This window comes from Corynebacterium sp. HMSC072D12, from assembly GCF_001813925.1.
Classification (GTDB): Bacteria; Actinomycetota; Actinomycetes; order Mycobacteriales; family Mycobacteriaceae; genus Corynebacterium; species Corynebacterium aurimucosum.
This window is the reverse complement of the sequence record NZ_KV814416.1, coordinates 1-16,877: the sequence shown is the minus strand read 5'-3', so window position 1 is coordinate 16,877 and position 16,877 is coordinate 1. Positions and strand designations below refer to the sequence as shown.

At 62.0% G+C, this 16,877-nt stretch carries 14 protein-coding genes; 9 read left to right on the top strand and 5 right to left on the bottom strand.

The window, feature by feature from the left end:
• Window positions 1–26 precede the first annotated feature (26 nt).
• Together HMPREF2943_RS10445 and HMPREF2943_RS10440 are read right to left on the bottom strand one after the other, a co-directional pair.
• Window positions 27–554: a TetR/AcrR family transcriptional regulator gene (locus tag HMPREF2943_RS10445; RefSeq protein WP_070446013.1), complete on the bottom strand. Its 528-nt coding sequence runs from the start codon at window positions 552–554 to the stop codon at window positions 27–29.
• A complete protein-coding gene (locus HMPREF2943_RS10440; RefSeq protein WP_070711534.1) occupies window positions 541–2,040 on the bottom strand; it encodes an MFS transporter in 1,500 nt (499 codons plus the stop codon). The genes HMPREF2943_RS10445 and HMPREF2943_RS10440 overlap by 14 nt, the downstream gene beginning before the upstream one ends.
• 168 nt (window positions 2,041–2,208) lie before the next feature.
• Between HMPREF2943_RS10440 and HMPREF2943_RS10435 the strand changes: the two genes are divergently transcribed.
• A complete protein-coding gene (locus HMPREF2943_RS10435; protein WP_070711533.1) occupies window positions 2,209–3,954 on the top strand; it encodes a pyruvate dehydrogenase in 1,746 nt (581 codons plus the stop codon).
• Between the two features lie 81 nt (window positions 3,955–4,035).
• Here HMPREF2943_RS10435 and HMPREF2943_RS10430 read toward each other — a convergent pair whose 3' ends face one another.
• Window positions 4,036–5,325: an MFS transporter gene (locus HMPREF2943_RS10430; protein WP_070711532.1), complete on the bottom strand. Its 1,290-nt coding sequence runs from the start codon at window positions 5,323–5,325 to the stop codon at window positions 4,036–4,038.
• Between the two features lie 80 nt (window positions 5,326–5,405).
• Here HMPREF2943_RS10430 and HMPREF2943_RS10425 point away from each other — a divergent pair, with 80 nt between their 5' ends.
• The 3 genes from HMPREF2943_RS10425 (at window position 5,406) to HMPREF2943_RS10415 (ending at window position 8,481) form a co-directional block, all read left to right on the top strand.
• A complete protein-coding gene (locus tag HMPREF2943_RS10425; protein WP_070711531.1) occupies window positions 5,406–6,179 on the top strand; it encodes a MerR family transcriptional regulator in 774 nt (257 codons plus the stop codon).
• A gap of 131 nt (window positions 6,180–6,310) precedes the next feature.
• Complete coding sequence (locus tag HMPREF2943_RS10420; protein WP_070711530.1) at window positions 6,311–7,015, top strand: response regulator transcription factor; 705 nt, start codon at window positions 6,311–6,313, stop codon at window positions 7,013–7,015.
• 11 nt (window positions 7,016–7,026) lie between these two features.
• A complete protein-coding gene (locus HMPREF2943_RS10415) occupies window positions 7,027–8,481 on the top strand; it encodes a sensor histidine kinase (RefSeq protein ID WP_070711529.1) in 1,455 nt (484 codons plus the stop codon).
• A 3-nt stretch (window positions 8,482–8,484) separates the two neighbouring features.
• Here HMPREF2943_RS10415 and HMPREF2943_RS10410 read toward each other — a convergent pair whose 3' ends face one another.
• On the bottom strand, window positions 8,485–8,913 hold the full coding sequence (locus HMPREF2943_RS10410; protein ID WP_070645602.1) for an HIT family protein: 429 nt from the start codon (window positions 8,911–8,913) through the stop codon (window positions 8,485–8,487).
• A gap of 34 nt (window positions 8,914–8,947) precedes the next feature.
• On the opposite strand from HMPREF2943_RS10410, the gene purD reads away from it, so the two are divergent.
• Window positions 8,948–10,222, top strand: a complete 1,275-nt coding sequence (gene purD, locus HMPREF2943_RS10405; protein WP_070711528.1) for a phosphoribosylamine--glycine ligase — start codon at window positions 8,948–8,950, stop codon at window positions 10,220–10,222.
• 39 nt (window positions 10,223–10,261) lie between these two features.
• Window positions 10,262–11,701, top strand: coding sequence for an adenylosuccinate lyase (gene purB / locus HMPREF2943_RS10400; RefSeq protein ID WP_070446043.1), 1,440 nt, complete (start codon window positions 10,262–10,264; stop codon window positions 11,699–11,701).
• Window positions 11,702–11,922: 221 nt separating this feature from the next.
• On the opposite strand, the gene HMPREF2943_RS10395 is transcribed toward purB, so the two are convergent.
• Entirely contained in the window at window positions 11,923–12,729 is an 807-nt protein-coding gene (locus HMPREF2943_RS10395) for a serine/threonine protein kinase (RefSeq protein WP_246817307.1), read from the bottom strand.
• A gap of 64 nt (window positions 12,730–12,793) precedes the next feature.
• Here HMPREF2943_RS10395 and HMPREF2943_RS10390 point away from each other — a divergent pair, with 64 nt between their 5' ends.
• The 3 genes from HMPREF2943_RS10390 to HMPREF2943_RS10380 all read left to right on the top strand — a co-directional run bounded on the left by HMPREF2943_RS10390 (window position 12,794) and on the right by HMPREF2943_RS10380 (window position 16,570).
• Window positions 12,794–13,651, top strand: a complete 858-nt coding sequence (locus tag HMPREF2943_RS10390) for a phosphoribosylaminoimidazolesuccinocarboxamide synthase (protein WP_070645608.1) — start codon at window positions 12,794–12,796, stop codon at window positions 13,649–13,651.
• Window positions 13,652–13,660: 9 nt separating this feature from the next.
• Window positions 13,661–15,769, top strand: coding sequence for a S9 family peptidase (locus HMPREF2943_RS10385; RefSeq protein WP_070711526.1), 2,109 nt, complete (start codon window positions 13,661–13,663; stop codon window positions 15,767–15,769).
• Window positions 15,770–15,886: 117 nt separating this feature from the next.
• Window positions 15,887–16,570, top strand: a complete 684-nt coding sequence (locus tag HMPREF2943_RS10380) for a DUF2334 domain-containing protein (RefSeq protein WP_070446055.1) — start codon at window positions 15,887–15,889, stop codon at window positions 16,568–16,570.
• Window positions 16,571–16,877 lie beyond the last annotated feature (307 nt).

The following is a 16,877-nucleotide window of genomic DNA, read 5'->3' as shown; positions in this document are numbered from 1 at the left end:
TCAAGGCCCTTTTTTCATTCTGGGGGTTATTCGGCGAGGTGGCCTAAGGCGACGTCGATAAGCGCGCGGCGTCTCTGCGGCGGCAGGGGGCGGTCGGTGAGGTGATCGTGCACCCACAGGCCGTCTGCGATGATTGATGCCAGCACGACGGATTCATCCTCCGCGGCAGGATCAGGCAGCCAGCGCCCATCGACGTCCCTCCACACCTTTTGGAAGTCCGGATGGGACTGCGAGTGGATGGACATGAGCAATTCAATGAGCGGGTCATTCTTGCCCATCGACTCCAAGGTGGCGCGGTAGCGCTGGCGAGGACTCAACTGCTCCGCCGTTTTGCCACCGGAGAGACCGATGAGCTCTTCCTCCCAGCGCTCCGCGCACAGCTTATGGCAATCAATGAGCAGCTCGTGCCGGGTAGGAAAGTGGTAGATGAGCCCCGACTTACTCATGCCCGTGGCAGTGGCCAGGGAATCGTAGGTGAGGGCGTGAACGCCATCCTTCTCGATGATGGCGAGCGCCTTTTCGAGCGCCTCAACCTTTTTACTAATGCGTGGCATCGGCACCTCCGGAGGTTGGGTTGCTGCGGAAGCACCAGCCGGTGACCGCAGCAAAAATGAGCATGACTACGCCAAGTCCGGCGGCGGTGGCCAAGTAAGCATCGGTGTATGCGGGGCCGGCGGCCTCCGCGAGCGCGGGGTCGTGGAGTGCATCCATGCCTAGGTCCCGGATGTCCTCTGGCAGCCCGCTCTTATAGAGCATGGGCAGCACCGAACCGGTGACCGCAATGGACAGCAGCGTGCCGAATTCATAGGAAACTTCCTCCACACCCGCGGCCATACCGGAACGCGAGGCAGGCGCGGCGCCGATGATGGCGGTGGAGGATACCGACATCACGAACCCCGCGCCGAGGCCGGTGATGAACAGGCCAACCAGGTATGCGGGGAACACGTCGTGCGTGCCGCCCCACACCACGCAGCCAATGCCCGCTGCCATAGCGAGGAAGCCGCCGGCGATGATGGGCAAGAAGCCCCAGCGGTGCAGGTTAGCCCCGCCCAGCGCGGACATCGGCAGCGCGGCCAGCGCGATGAGGGAAATGATGAGCCCAGCGTGCAGTGGGGAGTAGAGGTCCACCAACTGCAGCTTCTGCGTGGTGGTCATTTCCAGCCCGGCCATGCCAAACATGGCGCCGGCTGCGGCCAACACGCCGCCGCTGAAGATGGGCGAGCGGAAGATATCGAAGGTGAGAAGCGGCTCTTCCAGTGTGTGCTGGCGGCGTGTAAAGAGGACAGCGCCTATGAGGCAGGCGGCCAGCGCGCCACCAATAAGCATGGCGTTGAGGTGGGAGCTGGCTACGGACTTGATGACGAGCACTAGAGAGGCCAGCGTGATCAGTGCGTAAAGGGAAGACAAGAAATCCCAATGCTTCGCTGGGTTCGCCACGTTCGGTGGGGCGAGGAAGGCAGTGAGGATGAGGGCGATGATCACGATGGGCACGTTGACCAAAAAGACCGATCCCCACCAGAAGTGCTCAAGCAAAAAGCCGCCCACCGTGGGGCCTGCGGCCGCGCCAACGACGGCAATGGAGCCCCAAATGCCGATGGCCGTGTTGCGCTCAATCTCATCTTCAAAGGTCAGACGAATCAGAGCCAGGGTAGCGGGCATCATGATGGAGGCGCCAAGACCCAAGAAGGCGCGGGCAGCGACGAGCTCCCACGCGCCGGGCGCTAGCGCTGCGGTCAGAGACGCGATGCCGAAAATCCACAGGCCGATGACGAACATGCGGCGGTGGCCAATTTTATCGCCCAGAGTTCCGGTGCCCAGCAGGAGACCGGCAAGCATGAGTGCATAGGCGTTGATGATCCATAGTTGCTGCAGCGAAGTGGCGTGGAGCTGCTCGGAGAGCTCCGGCAGGGCTGTGTAGAGGATTGAGTTATCCAAGCCGATCATGAGCAGGCCTAAAGAGACCACGCCAAAGAAGGTCCACCGGCGGGTCGCTGAGGTCCGAAGCATCTCTGCCGAGGTTTCCGTTCGTGCATCTGTCATGCTGCGAAACTATAGCGAACGGTCGTTACAGTTTCAAAGCTCAAGAAGCGTGTTTGTTGTCGAAGTCACAAAGCCTCTACTACGTGAGAAGGCAGCTTTAAGGTGGCGAAATGTGCCCGGCGCGGGGACACTGGGGGCCGTTAGCGATAAAAGTTAGAGAGGTACAACATGGCACGCAATTACGCCACGCAGCTCGTGGAAACTCTGGAAGCCCAAGGGGTCAAGCGCATCTATGGTCTCGTTGGTGATTCCCTCAACCCCATCGTGGATGCGGTGCGTCAATCCTCCATCGAGTGGGTTCACGTCCGTAACGAAGAGGCCGCGGCTTTCGCCGCTGAGGCCGATTCCCTCACCACTGGCAACCTTGCCGTGTGCGCCGCCTCCTGCGGTCCGGGCAATACGCACCTTATTCAGGGGCTTTACGACGCCCACCGCAACGGCGCCAAGGTCCTCGCCCTAGCTAGCCACATTCCTTCCCGCCAGATCGGCTCGAAGTTCTTCCAGGAAACCCACCCGGAGGCCATCTTCCAGGAGTGCTCCGGCTACTGCGAGATGGTCAACTCTGCTGAGCAGGGAGGCGTGGTTCTGCACCATGCCATCCAGAGCACCATGGCCGGCAAGGGCGTGTCCGTCCTCGTCATTCCGGGCGATGTCTCCACTCAAGAGGCGGAAGAGGACACCTTCACCTCCTCCGTTATTTCCTCCGGCCGCCCGGTTGTCTACCCAGACCCGGCAGAGGCCGCTGCGCTGACCCAGGCCATTAATGAGGCTAAGAACGTCGCTCTCTTCGTCGGTGCCGGCGTCAAGGATGCGCGCGAGCAGGTTCTTGCGTTGGCCGAGAAGATCAAGGCTCCCATCGGCCACGCCCTGGGTGGCAAGATGTACATCCAGTACGACAACCCCTTCGACGTCGGCATGTCCGGACTGCTCGGCTATGGCGCAGCCCACGAGGCTACCCATGAGGCGGACTTGCTTATCCTGCTGGGCACGGACTTCCCCTATAACGACTTCCTGCCGGATGCCAACGTGGCCCAGGTCGATATCGATGGCTCCCACATCGGTCGCCGGACCCGCATTAAGTACCCGGTGACGGGTGATGTCGCCGCCACCATTGAGAACATCCTGCCGCACGTCGATGAAAAGAAGGACCGCTCCTTCCTCGACAAGATGCTCAAGAATCACTACGACAAGCTGCACCACGTCGTTGAGGCCTACACCTCTGGCGTGGAGAAGCACACGCCAATCCACCCGGAGTACATCGCAGACCTCATTGACCAGCAGGCCGATGAAGACGCTATCTTCACCGTCGATACCGGCATGTGCAATGTCTGGGGCGCGCGCTACATCACTGCGAATGGCAAGCGCGAGCAGATTGGCTCCTTCCGTCACGGCACTATGGCCAACGCGCTGCCGATGGCCATCGGTGCGCAGGCGGCGCACCCAGACCGCCAGGTCATCACCTTCTCCGGTGACGGCGGGCTCTCCATGCTCATGGGCGAGCTGCTCACGGTGAAGCTGCACAACCTGCCGGTGAAGATGTTCGTGTTCAACAACTCTTCCCTCGGCATGGTCAAGCTGGAGATGCTGGTCCAGGGCCTGCCGGAGCATGAGACCGACCACGAGCACGTGAACTACGCCAAGATCGCGGAAGGCGCAGGCATCAAGCACTTCCGCATCGAGGATCCGAAGGACGCGCCGCGCCTTATCAAGGAGGCCTTGGCCTACGACGGCCCTGCGCTTATCGACGTCGTCACGGACCCGAACGCCCTCTCCCTGCCGCCGACACTCACCTTCGAGCAGCTGCTCGGCTTCTCCAAGGCAGCAACCCGCACCGTCTTCGGTGGCGGCGTGGGCCAGATGCTCTCCATGGCGAAGTCCAACCTGCGCAACATTCCGCGTCCACAGGACTTCTAGCGTGAGCGCTTCGCTCTCACGCTAGAAGGGACCTACGCACCACAAGGAACCCACGCCCTGCGGCTCCACCCCGCGACAGCGTTATGCTTTCGCGGGGTCTTTGACTGGGATGAGCACGATCGCTCCGACGAGGAGGACTAGCCCTATGGCGAGCACGCCTCCCCGGTCTCCTTGGCCCATCAGGGAGACGAAGACGCCGAACAGGAAAGGCGTCAACCACGCTACGGCACGCCCGGTTGTGGCGTAGAGGCCAAACATCTCGCCTTCACGTCCTGGCGGGGCAACGCGCGCCAAGAAGCCGCGGGCGGAAGCCTGGGCTGGTCCCACGCACAGGCACAGGATGAGCCCGCAGATCCAGAAGGCCGTCGGGCCTTGCGCGAAGAACATGATGCCCGCCATCAACGTCAGAATTGTCAGGCAGGTGAGGATGATGGCTTTGGGGCCCACGTGGTCGTCGATCAGCCCGCCCGCAACCGCGCCCAGTGCGGCCGCAACGTTGGCGGCAACGCCGAAGATGAGGACGTCGCCAGGCGAAAGCCCATAGACGGATACGCCCAACACCGCCCCGAAGCTGAATACGGCCGAGAGCCCATCACGGAAGATGGCAGAAGCGAAAAGGAAGGCAAAGGCGTTGCGATCCTCTCGCCACAGCGTGTGCACCGTGCGCCACAGCTCGCGGTACGACGCCGCAACGCCGCCCGCTGCTTCACCCGACGGTGCAATCTCCGGCACGCGCAGCAGCACGGGAATGGCAGATAGCCCAAACCACGCCGCGGCGAGCAGTGCCACGAGCCGAATATTCCAGCCGCCCTCCGTGGATAGCCCAAGTCCGCCTCCCTCTCCGGAGACGAAGCCGAAGTAGCAGATGAGCAGCAGCACGATGCCACCGAAATAACCCGCCGACCAGCCCAGGCCAGATACCCGGCCCACCTTGTCCTCGGTGGCCACCTGGTTGAGCTGGGCAAAATAATTGACTTCGGCGAATTGGATGGTCACCGAACCTACCGCCAAGCCGATAAGACCCAGCCAGAAATACGCGGGCGCATCGTTGCGAATGAAAAACAGGCTGGCCATGACCAGGAAGGTCAGCAGCGACCAGAAGCCCAGCGCGCGCCGCCGCGTGCCCAACCGGTCGGAACGCTGGCCCATCACGGGGGTGACCGCAAAAATCACCAGACCCGCCACCGTCATGGACCAGGACAACCACTGCGCCGGGGTGAACTGCGAGTCAATGTGTTGGCCCACCGAGTCGGTGAGATAGACCGAGAAAATAAACGTCACGAGAACCGCGTTGAAGGCAGCCGAACCCCAGTCCCACAGGGCCCAAGCAGCCACGGTGAGGCGGTCAGTGCGTTTCGAGGCTTGCGTCATGCTTCATTATCGTAGGCAAAAATATGTGCTGAGTGGTAGGAGTTGCACTTAACGCGACGTCAACTTTTAGGCTCAACGTCATGCGTAATGACTACAGCATCGGCGACGTTGCCGAAATCCTCAAAGTCACCACCCGCACGTTGCGGCACTGGGATGACATTGGGTTGCTCAGCCCACAGTGGCGCACTGGGGGTGATCACCGCCTGTACACCGAAGATGACGTGCAGCGCGGGATGGACATCCTGATATATCGCAGCGTGGGAATTGAGCTGAAGGACATCGCAGTGCTTCTCGATGCCCCTTCCTCCGCCACTCTGGCCCGCCTCCGAGGCCAACACGAGGCTTTACAGAAGCGGCGAGCCGACGTCGATGCGATGTTGTACGCAGTGGAAAGACTGATTGAGGAGACCGAAATGGATAAGAACCTAAGCCCCAGCCAAAAAGTGCGCAATCTGGGTGATGCATGGCCCCAACTGCAGGAAGAAGCCCGCGAGAAGTGGGGAGACAGCAAAGAATGGGCGGCGAGTGCGGCCGCTGCGGAATCGATGGGGAAGAAGGATTGGGAAGGATTCTCCGTGGATCATGAAAACTTTGCGGCCGAGCTAGAGGAGTCCGCGAACGCAGGGCTTGAACCGGGCAGCGAGGGGGCGAAGGAAATCGTTGACAAGCACCGCGACCTCATTGCTCAGTGGTACCCAGTGTCGAGGTCCAAGCAAGTGATCTTGGCTCGCATGTACTGCGAGGATCCGCGCTTCGATGAGACCTATCGCGGTAATGCCGGCTACTTGCGTCAGCTGATTGAAGCACAAGCCCAGGCAGAAGGGCTGGATCTGGGTAATCTCGTGTGGGACTGATTTGTTCACAGCGCACGTCCAGACTCCGCTCAGTACCCTGGGAAGGCGTAGTGCAATACTTCTCACTTTGAATGAGAAACCCCCACGCCACCTAGTCATAGGAACAGCGGAGAAAGGACCAAAGCGGGACCATGGATGATTCAAAGGACGTCAAGGTACTTGTCGTCGATGACGAGCCCAATATCGTTGAACTACTTACTGTTTCCCTGAAGTTTCAAGGTTTCGACGTGCACAGCGCCAACTCCGGCAACGAAGCCCTGCGCATCGCGCGGGAGATCAACCCTGATGCCTACATCATGGACGTCATGATGCCGGGCATGGATGGTTTTGAGTTGCTGGGCAAGCTGCGCGCGGAAGGCCTCGACGGCCCCGTCCTCTACCTCACCGCCAAAGACAGCGTGGATCAGCGAATCCATGGCCTGACCATTGGGGCGGATGATTACGTCACCAAGCCCTTCAGCTTGGAAGAGGTCATCACCCGCCTGCGCGTGATCCTGCGCCGCGGCAGCACGGTGGATGACCAGAACGGTGACGCCACCATGACCTATGCCGACCTCACCCTCAACGATGACACCCACGAGGTCACCAAGGCAGGGGAGATCGTGGAGCTTTCGCCCACCGAGTTCAACCTGCTGCGCTACCTCATGCAGAACCGCGAGGTGGTGCTGTCCAAGTCCAAGATTCTGGATAACGTCTGGCACTACGACTTCGGCGGCGATGGCAACGTGGTCGAGTCCTACATCTCCTACCTGCGCCGCAAGATTGATACCGGCGATACACCGCTCATCCACACCGTCCGCGGCGTTGGTTATGTGCTGCGCACACCGCGCACGTAGGCTCATCCACTATGAGCGAATCCCCCGCGAACACTCAGGGCTCGGATTCCGGATCCACGCCGGTGCGCAATAGCGCCTTGCGCCGGCGCATGCAGCGCCCTAAAGCGCTGCCCTTGCGCACGTGGCTGCTCGTCTTGATGGTGCTGGTTTCGGGCCTGGGCCTGGCTATGTCCTCCTTGGCGGTCTCGTCGATCATGCGCAACGTGCTCTACACCCGCGTGGACACCGAGCTGAATGATGCCCTGAGTTCTTGGGCCAGCAATCTCGACGCGACTTTCTACACGCCGCAGGACGGGAGCCGCCGACCCCCGACGGACTATGTAGCACTGGCGTATTATCCCGATGGCTCCGTGGTAACCACGCGGCCGACGGCGGCGTTGCCGGATGCTCGTTCGGTGGTCGTTGGTGGTGAACCTAGCACCGTTCGCTCAATTCAAGGCGAAACCGAATGGCGTGCCGTGGCGCAGCTCAAGACGGATGGCTCCGTGGTGGTCGTCGCTAAAGACATGACGACGGAAAACTCCATTCTGAAAGGCCTCGCTATAGTCCAGGTCATCATCGCGGCGCTGGTCATGCTCATTATCGCGCTCGTGGGTATGTGGCTGATCCACCGGGCGCTGCGGCCGCTGCGCGTGGTCGAGAAAACGGCCTCCCAAATCGCGGCCGGCAACCTGGACAAACGCGTGCCAGAGTGGCCACTACATACCGAGGTAGGCCAGCTCGCCGCGGCGCTTAACGTCATGCTGGGACAGTTGCAGAACTCCGTCGTCCATGCGCAGGAAAAGGAGCAGCAGATGCGCCGCTTCGTCGGCGATGCCTCCCACGAGCTGCGCACGCCGCTGACCAGCCTGCGCGGCTACACGGAGCTGTACCGTTCGGGGGCGACTAAAGATCCGGAATTTGTCTTCAGCAAGATCGATGCCGAGTCGCAGCGCATGTCGCTGCTGGTGGAGGACTTGCTAGCCCTGACGCGTGCGGAGGGATCGCGCCTCGATATGCGCGAGGTAGACATGCTGGAGCTCGTGCTTTCCGTGGGCTCTTCGGCACGCGCGGCCTTTTCTGGCCGCACGATCAACGTCAACAATGAAGCCTCCGAGATTCCGATAGTCAACGGTGACGCGGACCGCCTGCACCAAGTGTTGCTCAACTTGGTATCTAACGGTATCCGTCACGGTGGTGAAGAGGCATCGGTGACGCTGACTTTGCGGGATGATGAGGAGAACGTGCTTATCGACGTCGCCGATGACGGCAAGGGCATCTCCCCCGAAGATGCAGCCCATATCTTTGAGCGCTTCTACCGTGCGGATACTTCACGAACCCGCGATACGGGTGGCTCGGGCTTGGGCTTGGCCATTGTGAAGTCCCTCGTGGAACAGCACGGCGGTTCGATCTCTGTGGACTCTGAGCTGGGCAGCGGATCGGTCTTTACCGTCCGCCTCCCCAAGGCGCCGACGAGCGGGAGCTAGCGCCTAGTTGCTGCGGCGGCCGTCCTCATCCGTGCCGAGGTGCTGGCGGATGCGCGCGGCGGCCTCGTCCATGGCGGCGGGGTCGGTGGCGTCGGCAGCGAAGGCCTTGGCGAAGTCGTAGTCTTCCATCTTCTCGGTGGGGAAGAGGTGGATGTGGGTATGCGGCACGTCGAAGCCGGCGATGATGTAGCCGGTACGTGGGGTATCAAAGGCCGTTTTAATGGCGCCACCGATCTCTAGAGCAATCTCGTTGAGGTGCGCCCAAGTCTGAGAATCGAGGTCAGTCCACTTATCGACCTCCTCGACTGGCACGACCAAGGTGTGGCCATAACGTAGCGGCTCGATGGACAAAAATGCCACGCATTTCTCGTCGCGGTAGACAAAGCGAGCTGGCAGCTCGCCCTCGATGATCTTTGTAAATACGGAAGACATGGCCCCTAGGCTACCGCCAGTTAAGATAGACGGCATGCGCATTCTCGTTATTGGCTCGGGCGGCCGCGAACACGCCCTGCTCACTGGCCTTAAATCTGATCCCTCTGTTACCGATTTGCACATCGCCCCGGGTTCCCCGGCACATGCCAAGCAAGCCACCATTCACCCGGAGTATTCCCAGGTGGACGATCCTGCGCGTATGACGGAGCTGGCGGTTGATATTGACGCGGATCTGGTGGTCATCGGGCCGGAGGTGCCGCTGGTGAAAGGCGTGGCGGACGCTTTGCGTGAGCGCGGCATTGCGGTCTTCGGGCCGTCGGCAAGCGCGGCACAGATCGAGGGATCCAAGGCCTTTGCCAAGGATGTCATGGCGGCCGCCGGCGTGCGCACCGCACGCGCGGAGCAGCTCGCCCCCGGCACCAGCGATGAGGACATCGAGGCCGCCCTCGATCGTTTCGGCCCGCACTTCGTGGTTAAGGATGATGGCCTGGCCGGCGGCAAGGGCGTCGTGGTGACCGAGTCCCGCGACGCGGCCCGCGCGCACGTCGATGCGGTTCATGCCGTGGGCAACCCAGTGCTGCTCGAGTCCTTCCTCGACGGCCCCGAAGTGTCCCTGTTCTGCTTGGTGGACGGCGAAACTGTCGTCCCGCTGCTCCCGGCACAGGACCACAAGCGCGCCTATGACAACGATGAAGGCCCCAACACCGGCGGCATGGGTGCCTACACCCCGCTGCCGTGGCTGCCTGCCGACGGGGTCCAGCGCATCGTCGACGAAGTCTGTGTTCCCGTGGCCAAGGAAATGGTCAAGCGTGGCACTCCCTACTCTGGCTTGCTCTACGCCGGCCTGGCGTGGGGCAAGGAAGGCCCAGCCGTGGTGGAATTCAATGCCCGCTTTGGAGACCCGGAGACACAGGCGGTGCTCGCTTTGCTGAAGTCTCCGCTGGGTAAGGTTTTGAATGCCACTGCCACCGGACAGCTGGCGGAACTTGCGCCGCTGGAGTGGGAGGAAGGCTACGCCGTTACCGTGGTGCTGGCTGCCGAGGGTTACCCGGCTTCCCCGCGCAAGGGTGATTCGATCACCTCGCCGGATCTTGACGATCCCACCCGCGTCCTCCATGCTGGCACCACCACGGGGGAGGGCGGCTACGTCTCCAACGGTGGGCGCGTCCTCAACGTCCTCGGTCGCGGCGCCACCCTCGCCGATGCCCGTGCTGCCGCCTACGAGATTCTCGGCGGCATCGAGCTGGAGGGCAGCTTCTTCCGCACAGACATCGCACTGCCAGCGGAGAAGGGCCAGATCAGCATCTAATCCGCTGATAATGCCTCCTTTGGGGCGAGGCGTGGAATAATGAGCGACGTGGCTGAAAAGAAGAACATTTCCAACGTCCTGTCCGCTCGATACGCCTCCCCCGAGATGGCTGAAATCTGGTCCCCAGAACACAAGATCATCCTGGAGCGCCAGCTGTGGATTGCGGTGATGAAGGCGCAGAAGGATCTCGGCGTAGACATCCCAGCTGCGGCTATCGCCGCTTACGAGGCGCAGGTTGAGAACGTCGACCTCGCCTCCATCGCGGAGCGTGAGCGCGTCACGCGCCACGACGTTAAAGCTCGCATCGAAGAGTTCAACGCCCTGGCCGGCTGCGAGCACATTCACAAGGGAATGACCTCGCGTGATCTGACGGAGAACGTGGAACAGCTGCAGATCCTGCGTTCTTTGGAGCTGACCCGCGATAAAGCCATCGCGGTGGTCTCCCGCATCGGTGAGCGCGCCGCGCAGTACCAGACTCTGGTGATGGCGGGCCGCTCCCACAACGTCGCCGCCCAGGCCACGACCCTGGGCAAGCGTTTCGCTTCGGCTGCCGACGAGCTCCTGCTCGGCATCGAGCGCGTGGAGTCTCTGCTGAGCCGTTACCCGCTGCGCGGCATCAAGGGCCCGATGGGTACCTCGCAGGACATGCTTGACCTCATGGGCGGATCCGAGGACAAGCTCGCGGCGCTAGAAACGCGCATTGCGGATCACCTGGGCTTCTCCCGCGTATTCAACTCGGTGGGCCAGGTTTACCCGCGCTCCCTCGACTTCGATGCTGTTTCCGCGCTGGTGGAGCTTGGTGCTGCGCCCTCCTCACTGGCGACGACCATCCGCCTCATGGCCGGCAACGAAACCGTGACTGAAGGCTTCAAGGAGGGCCAGGTTGGTTCCTCCGCGATGCCGCACAAGATGAATGCCCGCTCCTGCGAGCGCGTCGGCGGTTTCCAGGTCATTCTGCGCGGCTACCTGACGATGGTGGCGGACCTGTCCGGCCAGCAGTGGAACGAGGGCGACGTCTTCTGCTCGGTGGTGCGCCGCGTTGCCTTGCCGGATGCTTTCTTTGCCATTGACGGCATGTTCGAAACCTTCCTCACCGTGCTGGCAGAATTCGGTGCTTTCCCGGCGATGATCGACCGTGAGCTAGAGCGCTACCTGCCCTTCCTCGCCACCACCCGCATCCTCATGGCGGCGGTGCGCGCGGGCGTGGGCCGTGAGACCGCGCACGAGGTCATCAAGGAAAACGCCGTCGCTGTAGCACTCAACATGCGCGAGAATGGCGGGGAGCAGGACCTGATTGAGCGCCTGGCTGCCGACGAGCGCCTGCCGCTCGATGCCGCCGCTCTCGAGGCCGCGCTGTCGGATAAGCACGCCTTCATCGGTGCTGCCGAGTCGCAGGTGAGCCAGATTCTGGGCCGCATCAAGGCGATTGCTGACCAGCACCCGCAGGCCGCGGCCTACACCCCGGGCGAAATCCTCTAGCTCACGCGGCCGGGGGATCCCCTGTGAAGGGACGACCCGGCGCGGTACGTTTTCGCAGACAAGCCCTCTCAAACGCGAGTTTTTGAGGCTCTATTTACGAAAACGTACCGCGCTGGCCCGGTCCATGTACGTTTCGATCAATTAAGGTTGCCCGAATTTTCTGGTCCCTATTTGATCGAAACGACCTTCTATCGACGTCCCGGGCCACCCGGCACTAGCTTTTAGGCCATCCCGGGGATGCGCAGCACCGGCAACTCGAAGCCGCCGAGGGATTTCCCGTTGGAGGCGAGGTAGCCGCCGATCATCAGCGCGGTGAGTACCGCCATGATGCCGAGAACCGCAGCACCCGTGGACGAGGTTTGCTGCTGCGTCGTCTTGCCCGGAATGGGCAGCTCCGGCACCGGCTGGATGCCTTCTTGCGCACCGCGGCTGCGCAGTTCCTCGACGCACTCAGCGAAAGACTGCACCTGCGCTGCGTTGAAGGCGTCAACGGCTTCTTTCTCCTGTGCCTGGTTTTCTGCCAGAGCGGCGCGCAGCTTGGGGCTGAAATCGCTACCCGTCGACAGTAGTGGCGCCGGTCCCTTCTTTGCGCGGGCGGCAGCAGCATTGATGGAGTACTCGGCGTCCTGCGGCAGCAGCACCGACTCATCCGCTACGAGCGCCTCCGGAGCGGCGGCGCCGACCATGATGATGACCATATCCGCGCCCGTGTAGCCGGCCTTGGCCAGCGCGGCCACCGTCGCCGCATAGCCCGGAGCCTTGCTGATATCGCGCGAGGTATACGCGGAGAAATCCAGCTTCGGGAACTGCGCTTGAATCTGCTCGGAAGTCGCCTTAATCGTCGCGATATATCCAGCGCGGACGTCCCGGGCTAGCTCGCGATCCGTGGCCGAGGCCGACATCGTGCACAGCCATTGGCCGTGGTCAGATTCGCGCACGGAGATATCGGCAGCCTGCGCCGCCGGCACGCTCAGGGCACCGCCCACCAGTGCAGCGGAGGTCAAAAGGGAGATCATGCGAGAGTGCACAGGCTTAACTCCTCATGCTTGGGATGTATCTTGAAGCAGTCTAGACGGGTCTAGGATGTATGTCATGCGTCCAGAACTTTCTTCCTATGCCCACATCGCCTCCGGCAAGGTGCGCGATATCTACGAAATCGACGACAATACCCTGCTCATGGTCGTCTCCGACCGCATTTCCGCCTACGACCACGCCCTGGAGCCCGCCATTCCGGACAAGGGCCGTGTGCTTACGGCGACCTCGAAGTTCTTCTTCGACGTCATTGATTTCCCTAACCACCTCGCCGGCCCGCTCGATGATGAGCGCATCCCCGAAGAGGTACTCGGCCGCGCCATGGTGGTGCAGAAGCTCGACATGCTGCCCTTCGAGTGCGTCGCCCGCGGTTACCTCACCGGCTCCGGGCTGAAGGAATACAAGGCATCCGGCAGCGTATGCGGCGTCGGGCTGCCGGAGGGGCTGACCGAGGCCTCCCGCCTGCCCGAGCCCATTTTCACCCCGGCCACCAAGGCGGAGCAGGGCGACCACGATGAGAACGTCTCCTTCGACGTCGTTGTGGAGAAGCTAGGCCGCGAGCGAGCTGAGCAGCTGCGCGAAGCCACCCTGCGCATTTATGCCACGGCCGCCGCGCTGGCGGAGGAGAAGGGCATTATTTTGGCGGATACGAAGTTCGAGTTTGGCGTCGATAAGCACGGCACTTTGGTCTTAGCTGATGAGGTCCTCACCCCGGACTCCTCGCGCTACTGGCCGGCCGATACCTACGAGGAAGGCAAGGTCCAGCCTTCCTTTGATAAGCAGTACGTGCGCGATTGGCTCACCGACTCCGGCTGGGACAAGGAGTCCACGCCGCCGCGCCTGCCGGATGACGTTGTCCAGGCCACCCGCGCGCGTTATGTTGAGGCCTTTGAACGCCTGTCCGGGACCACTTTTTAAGGAGGCTGAATGAACGCACCACACGCAGCGAAACGCCCGGTCACCCGTGAGTTCCATGGCCGCAGCTTCATCGATAACTACGAGTGGCTGCGTGAGAAAGACTCCCCGGAGACCCGCGAATACTTGGAGGCTGAAAACGCCTATACCCAAGAGCGCACCGCGCACCTGGAGACCCTGACGGAGAACATCTTCACCGAGGTCAAGTCCCGCATTAAGCAGACGGACATGTCCGTGCCCCAGCGCCGCGGTAAGTACTGGTACTACGGGCGCACCGAGGAGGGGCAGGAGTACGGCTACAGCTGCCGCATCCCGGTGTCGGAAGGTTCTGATCCGTGGACTCCGCCGACCATCCCGGAGGAGGGGGCGCCGGAAGGGGAGCAGGTGCTTCTCGACGTCAACGCGCTCGCCGAAGACCACGACTTCTTCGCCCTGGGCGCGTCCACGGTGAGCGATTCCGGTGACCTGCTGGCCTATTCCGTGGACGTGGCCGGCGACGAGCGCTTTGAGCTCTTCATCAAGGACCTGCGCACAGGAGAGCTGTTGGAGGACCGCCTGGAAGGCATCTTTTATGGTGCGACGTGGGTCGGGGAGGAGTTCATTTTCTACACCACCGTCGATGACGCCTGGCGGCCGGACACCGTGTGGCGCCACCGTGTGGGAACCCCGCAGTCAGAGGACGTCGTGGTCATGCGCGAGGAGGATTCGCGTTTCGGCATTGGCGTGGGGACGACCCGCAGCGAGAAGTACATCATGATTGTGTCCGGCTCGAAGACGACGAATGAGGCGTGGGTGCTCGAGCAGTCCAACCCCGAGGGGGAGTTCCGCTGCCTCTGGGAGCGGGAGACCGGCGTGGACTATGACGTCGACCATGCGGTGGTGGACGGCACCGACTACTGGGTTGTCACGCACAATGCCACCGGCCCCAACTTTGCCTTAGGCTACTGTCCTGTCTCCGATGACCTTCCAGCCTTGCGCGAACTCACCGTCCTCATGCCGCATGATGACACCGTGCGCATTGAAGGCGTGGATTGTTACCGCGACCAGATCGTCGTGGGCTACCGCCGCGGCGGCATTGGCCGTGCCGCGGTAATGGATGTGCGGGAGGGGTGGGCGCGTTTCGACGAGCTCAACTTCAACGAGGAGCTCTACACCGTTGGCGTGGCCGTCAACCCGGAGTGGGATGCGCCGGTGCTGCGCGTGAGCTATACCTCCTTCATCCAGCCAGCCCAGCTCTTTGATTACCGCGTGGCCACCGGCGAGTACACGCTGCTGAAGGAACAGGAAGTCCCTGGCGGCTATGACAAGGATGAGTACGTGGCTTACCGCGTCTGGTCTGAAGCGCCTGACGGGACGAAGGTGCCGGTGTCCATCGTGCACCGCGCGGACCTCGACCGCACGCAGCCGAACCCGACGCTGCTGTATGGCTACGGCTCCTATGAGGCGAACATGGACCCGTATTTCTCGGTCTTCCGTTTGTCTCTCATGGACCGCGGCATGATCTTTGCCATGGCGCACGTGCGCGGTGGTGGTGAGATGGGCCGCAACTGGTACGACGACGGCAAGATGCTGGCTAAGAAGAACACGTTTACGGACTTCATCGCGGTGGCCGATGACCTCATCGCGCGCCGGGTGACCACGCCGGACACCTTGGTGGCTGAGGGCGGCTCCGCCGGTGGACTGCTCATGGGCGCGGTGGCGAACATGGCGCCAGATCGGTTTAAGGCCATCGAGGCCAACGTGCCCTTCGTGGATCCGCTGACCTCGATTCTCATGCCGGAGCTGCCGCTTACGGTGGTGGAGTGGGAAGAATGGGGCGACCCGTACCACGACCCGGAGGTCTATGACTACATGGCTTCTTACTCACCGTATGAGAACATTGCGCCGCAGAAGTATCCCAATATCCTGGCGCTGACCTCGCTTAACGACACCCGCGTGCTCTACGTGGAGCCGGCGAAGTGGGTGGCCAAGCTTCGTGACGTCGCCACCGGTGGCGAGTTCCTCCTCAAGACTGAGATGGCCGCCGGCCATGGTGGTGTGTCTGGCCGCTATGCCAAGTGGCGGCAGGCGGCATTCGAGTATGCGTGGTTGATTAACCAGGCCACGGGGGTTGAGTCTTAGGCTCCCCGCTTGAGCTGTGTGGCTAATGAGCCGCACAGCGTCCTAGGCCGCCCATGTGGGGGAGTGAGGCTTCCCCTCGGCGCGCGACGGGACGGTGGCTGTGCGATAATTTTCCTTATGCATGGCCACCTTTTGGTTTCGATTTCCAGTATCTTCGACGACACCCGAAGGCAGGCCGCTGACCTGCTGGAGCAGTTCGATAAAGCGGATATCCCGGTGTCCTTGCTCGTAGCGCCACACATCGATGGCAATTGGCACCTGGCTAAGGATTCGGCGACACAGTCGTGGTTGCGTGAGCAGGCCGAATCGGGCCGAGTGCTCATTCTCAACGGCTTCGACCAAGCAGTTCAGGGCCGCCGTGCGGAATTCGCAAACCTGGATGCACACGAGGCGCGTCTGCGCCTCAAGGGGGCGACGCGGCAGATGGCCAGAATCGGCTTTGAACCCACTATCTTTGCGCCGCCGCGCTGGCGTATGTCGGAGGGAACTCTAGAAGTTCTTCCTGAGTTTGATTTTGACTTTGCTGCATCCACCCGCGGCATCCATGACCTGCGCACCGGCGAGCTCCACCAAGCCCGCAACTTGTCCTTTGGTGAGGGTTTCGGTTCGGCCAAGTGGTGGCGCCGCAACATCATCCGCGCTGCCGAGCGCTCCGCGCAGCGCGGCAACACCGTGCGCCTATCGATTTCCGGCCGTAACCTCGATGACCGCAAGGTAGTGTCCGATTTCCTTAAGGCCGCCGAGCGCGCCGTTGGAGCAGGCGCCAGTCCCGCTGACTATACGGCCTTCGCACCGCGCTAGCCGTGCCCACTCGAATGCTCACGACACGTTAAACCATCCGCATATCCCGGTGTCCGTTGGCCTGTATAGAAAGGGAGACGCGTCTTCCAGGAACGACGGAGTGCCCGTAAACCTTCATCCGGTTGGCAGGTTTCGCTCTTTAAGGGCTTAAGGATCCCGTAGCTCTTGCTGCTTCCGGCAGCACGTGAAGCCGGACTTGGGGTCGCCGGATTGCCCGTTAGTCTGGCTTTGGATGATGGGTGGCGCTGGCATAAGGCTCGCAGGTTTTCCTGCGTACTGGGGTTGCCCCCAAATCGTGGACACGTAG

Excerpts from the sequence above, each read along its gene's own strand:
- HMPREF2943_RS10445 (WP_070446013.1), bottom strand. The coding sequence starts at position 554 with ATGCCACGCATTAGTAAAAAGGTTGAGGCGCTCGAAAAGGCGCTCGCC.
- HMPREF2943_RS10440 (WP_070711534.1), bottom strand. The coding sequence starts at position 2,040 with ATGACAGATGCACGAACGGAAACCTCGGCAGAGATGCTTCGGACCTCA.
- HMPREF2943_RS10435 (WP_070711533.1), top strand. The coding sequence starts at position 2,209 with ATGGCACGCAATTACGCCACGCAGCTCGTGGAAACTCTGGAAGCCCAA.
- HMPREF2943_RS10430 (WP_070711532.1), bottom strand. The coding sequence starts at position 5,325 with ATGACGCAAGCCTCGAAACGCACTGACCGCCTCACCGTGGCTGCTTGG.
- HMPREF2943_RS10425 (WP_070711531.1), top strand. The coding sequence starts at position 5,406 with ATGCGTAATGACTACAGCATCGGCGACGTTGCCGAAATCCTCAAAGTC.
- HMPREF2943_RS10420 (WP_070711530.1), top strand. The coding sequence starts at position 6,311 with ATGGATGATTCAAAGGACGTCAAGGTACTTGTCGTCGATGACGAGCCC.
- HMPREF2943_RS10415 (WP_070711529.1), top strand. The coding sequence starts at position 7,027 with ATGAGCGAATCCCCCGCGAACACTCAGGGCTCGGATTCCGGATCCACG.
- HMPREF2943_RS10410 (WP_070645602.1), bottom strand. The coding sequence starts at position 8,913 with ATGTCTTCCGTATTTACAAAGATCATCGAGGGCGAGCTGCCAGCTCGC.
- purD (WP_070711528.1), top strand. The coding sequence starts at position 8,948 with ATGCGCATTCTCGTTATTGGCTCGGGCGGCCGCGAACACGCCCTGCTC.
- purB (WP_070446043.1), top strand. The coding sequence starts at position 10,262 with ATGAGCGACGTGGCTGAAAAGAAGAACATTTCCAACGTCCTGTCCGCT.
- HMPREF2943_RS10390 (WP_070645608.1), top strand. The coding sequence starts at position 12,794 with ATGCGTCCAGAACTTTCTTCCTATGCCCACATCGCCTCCGGCAAGGTG.
- HMPREF2943_RS10385 (WP_070711526.1), top strand. The coding sequence starts at position 13,661 with ATGAACGCACCACACGCAGCGAAACGCCCGGTCACCCGTGAGTTCCAT.
- HMPREF2943_RS10380 (WP_070446055.1), top strand. The coding sequence starts at position 15,887 with ATGCATGGCCACCTTTTGGTTTCGATTTCCAGTATCTTCGACGACACC.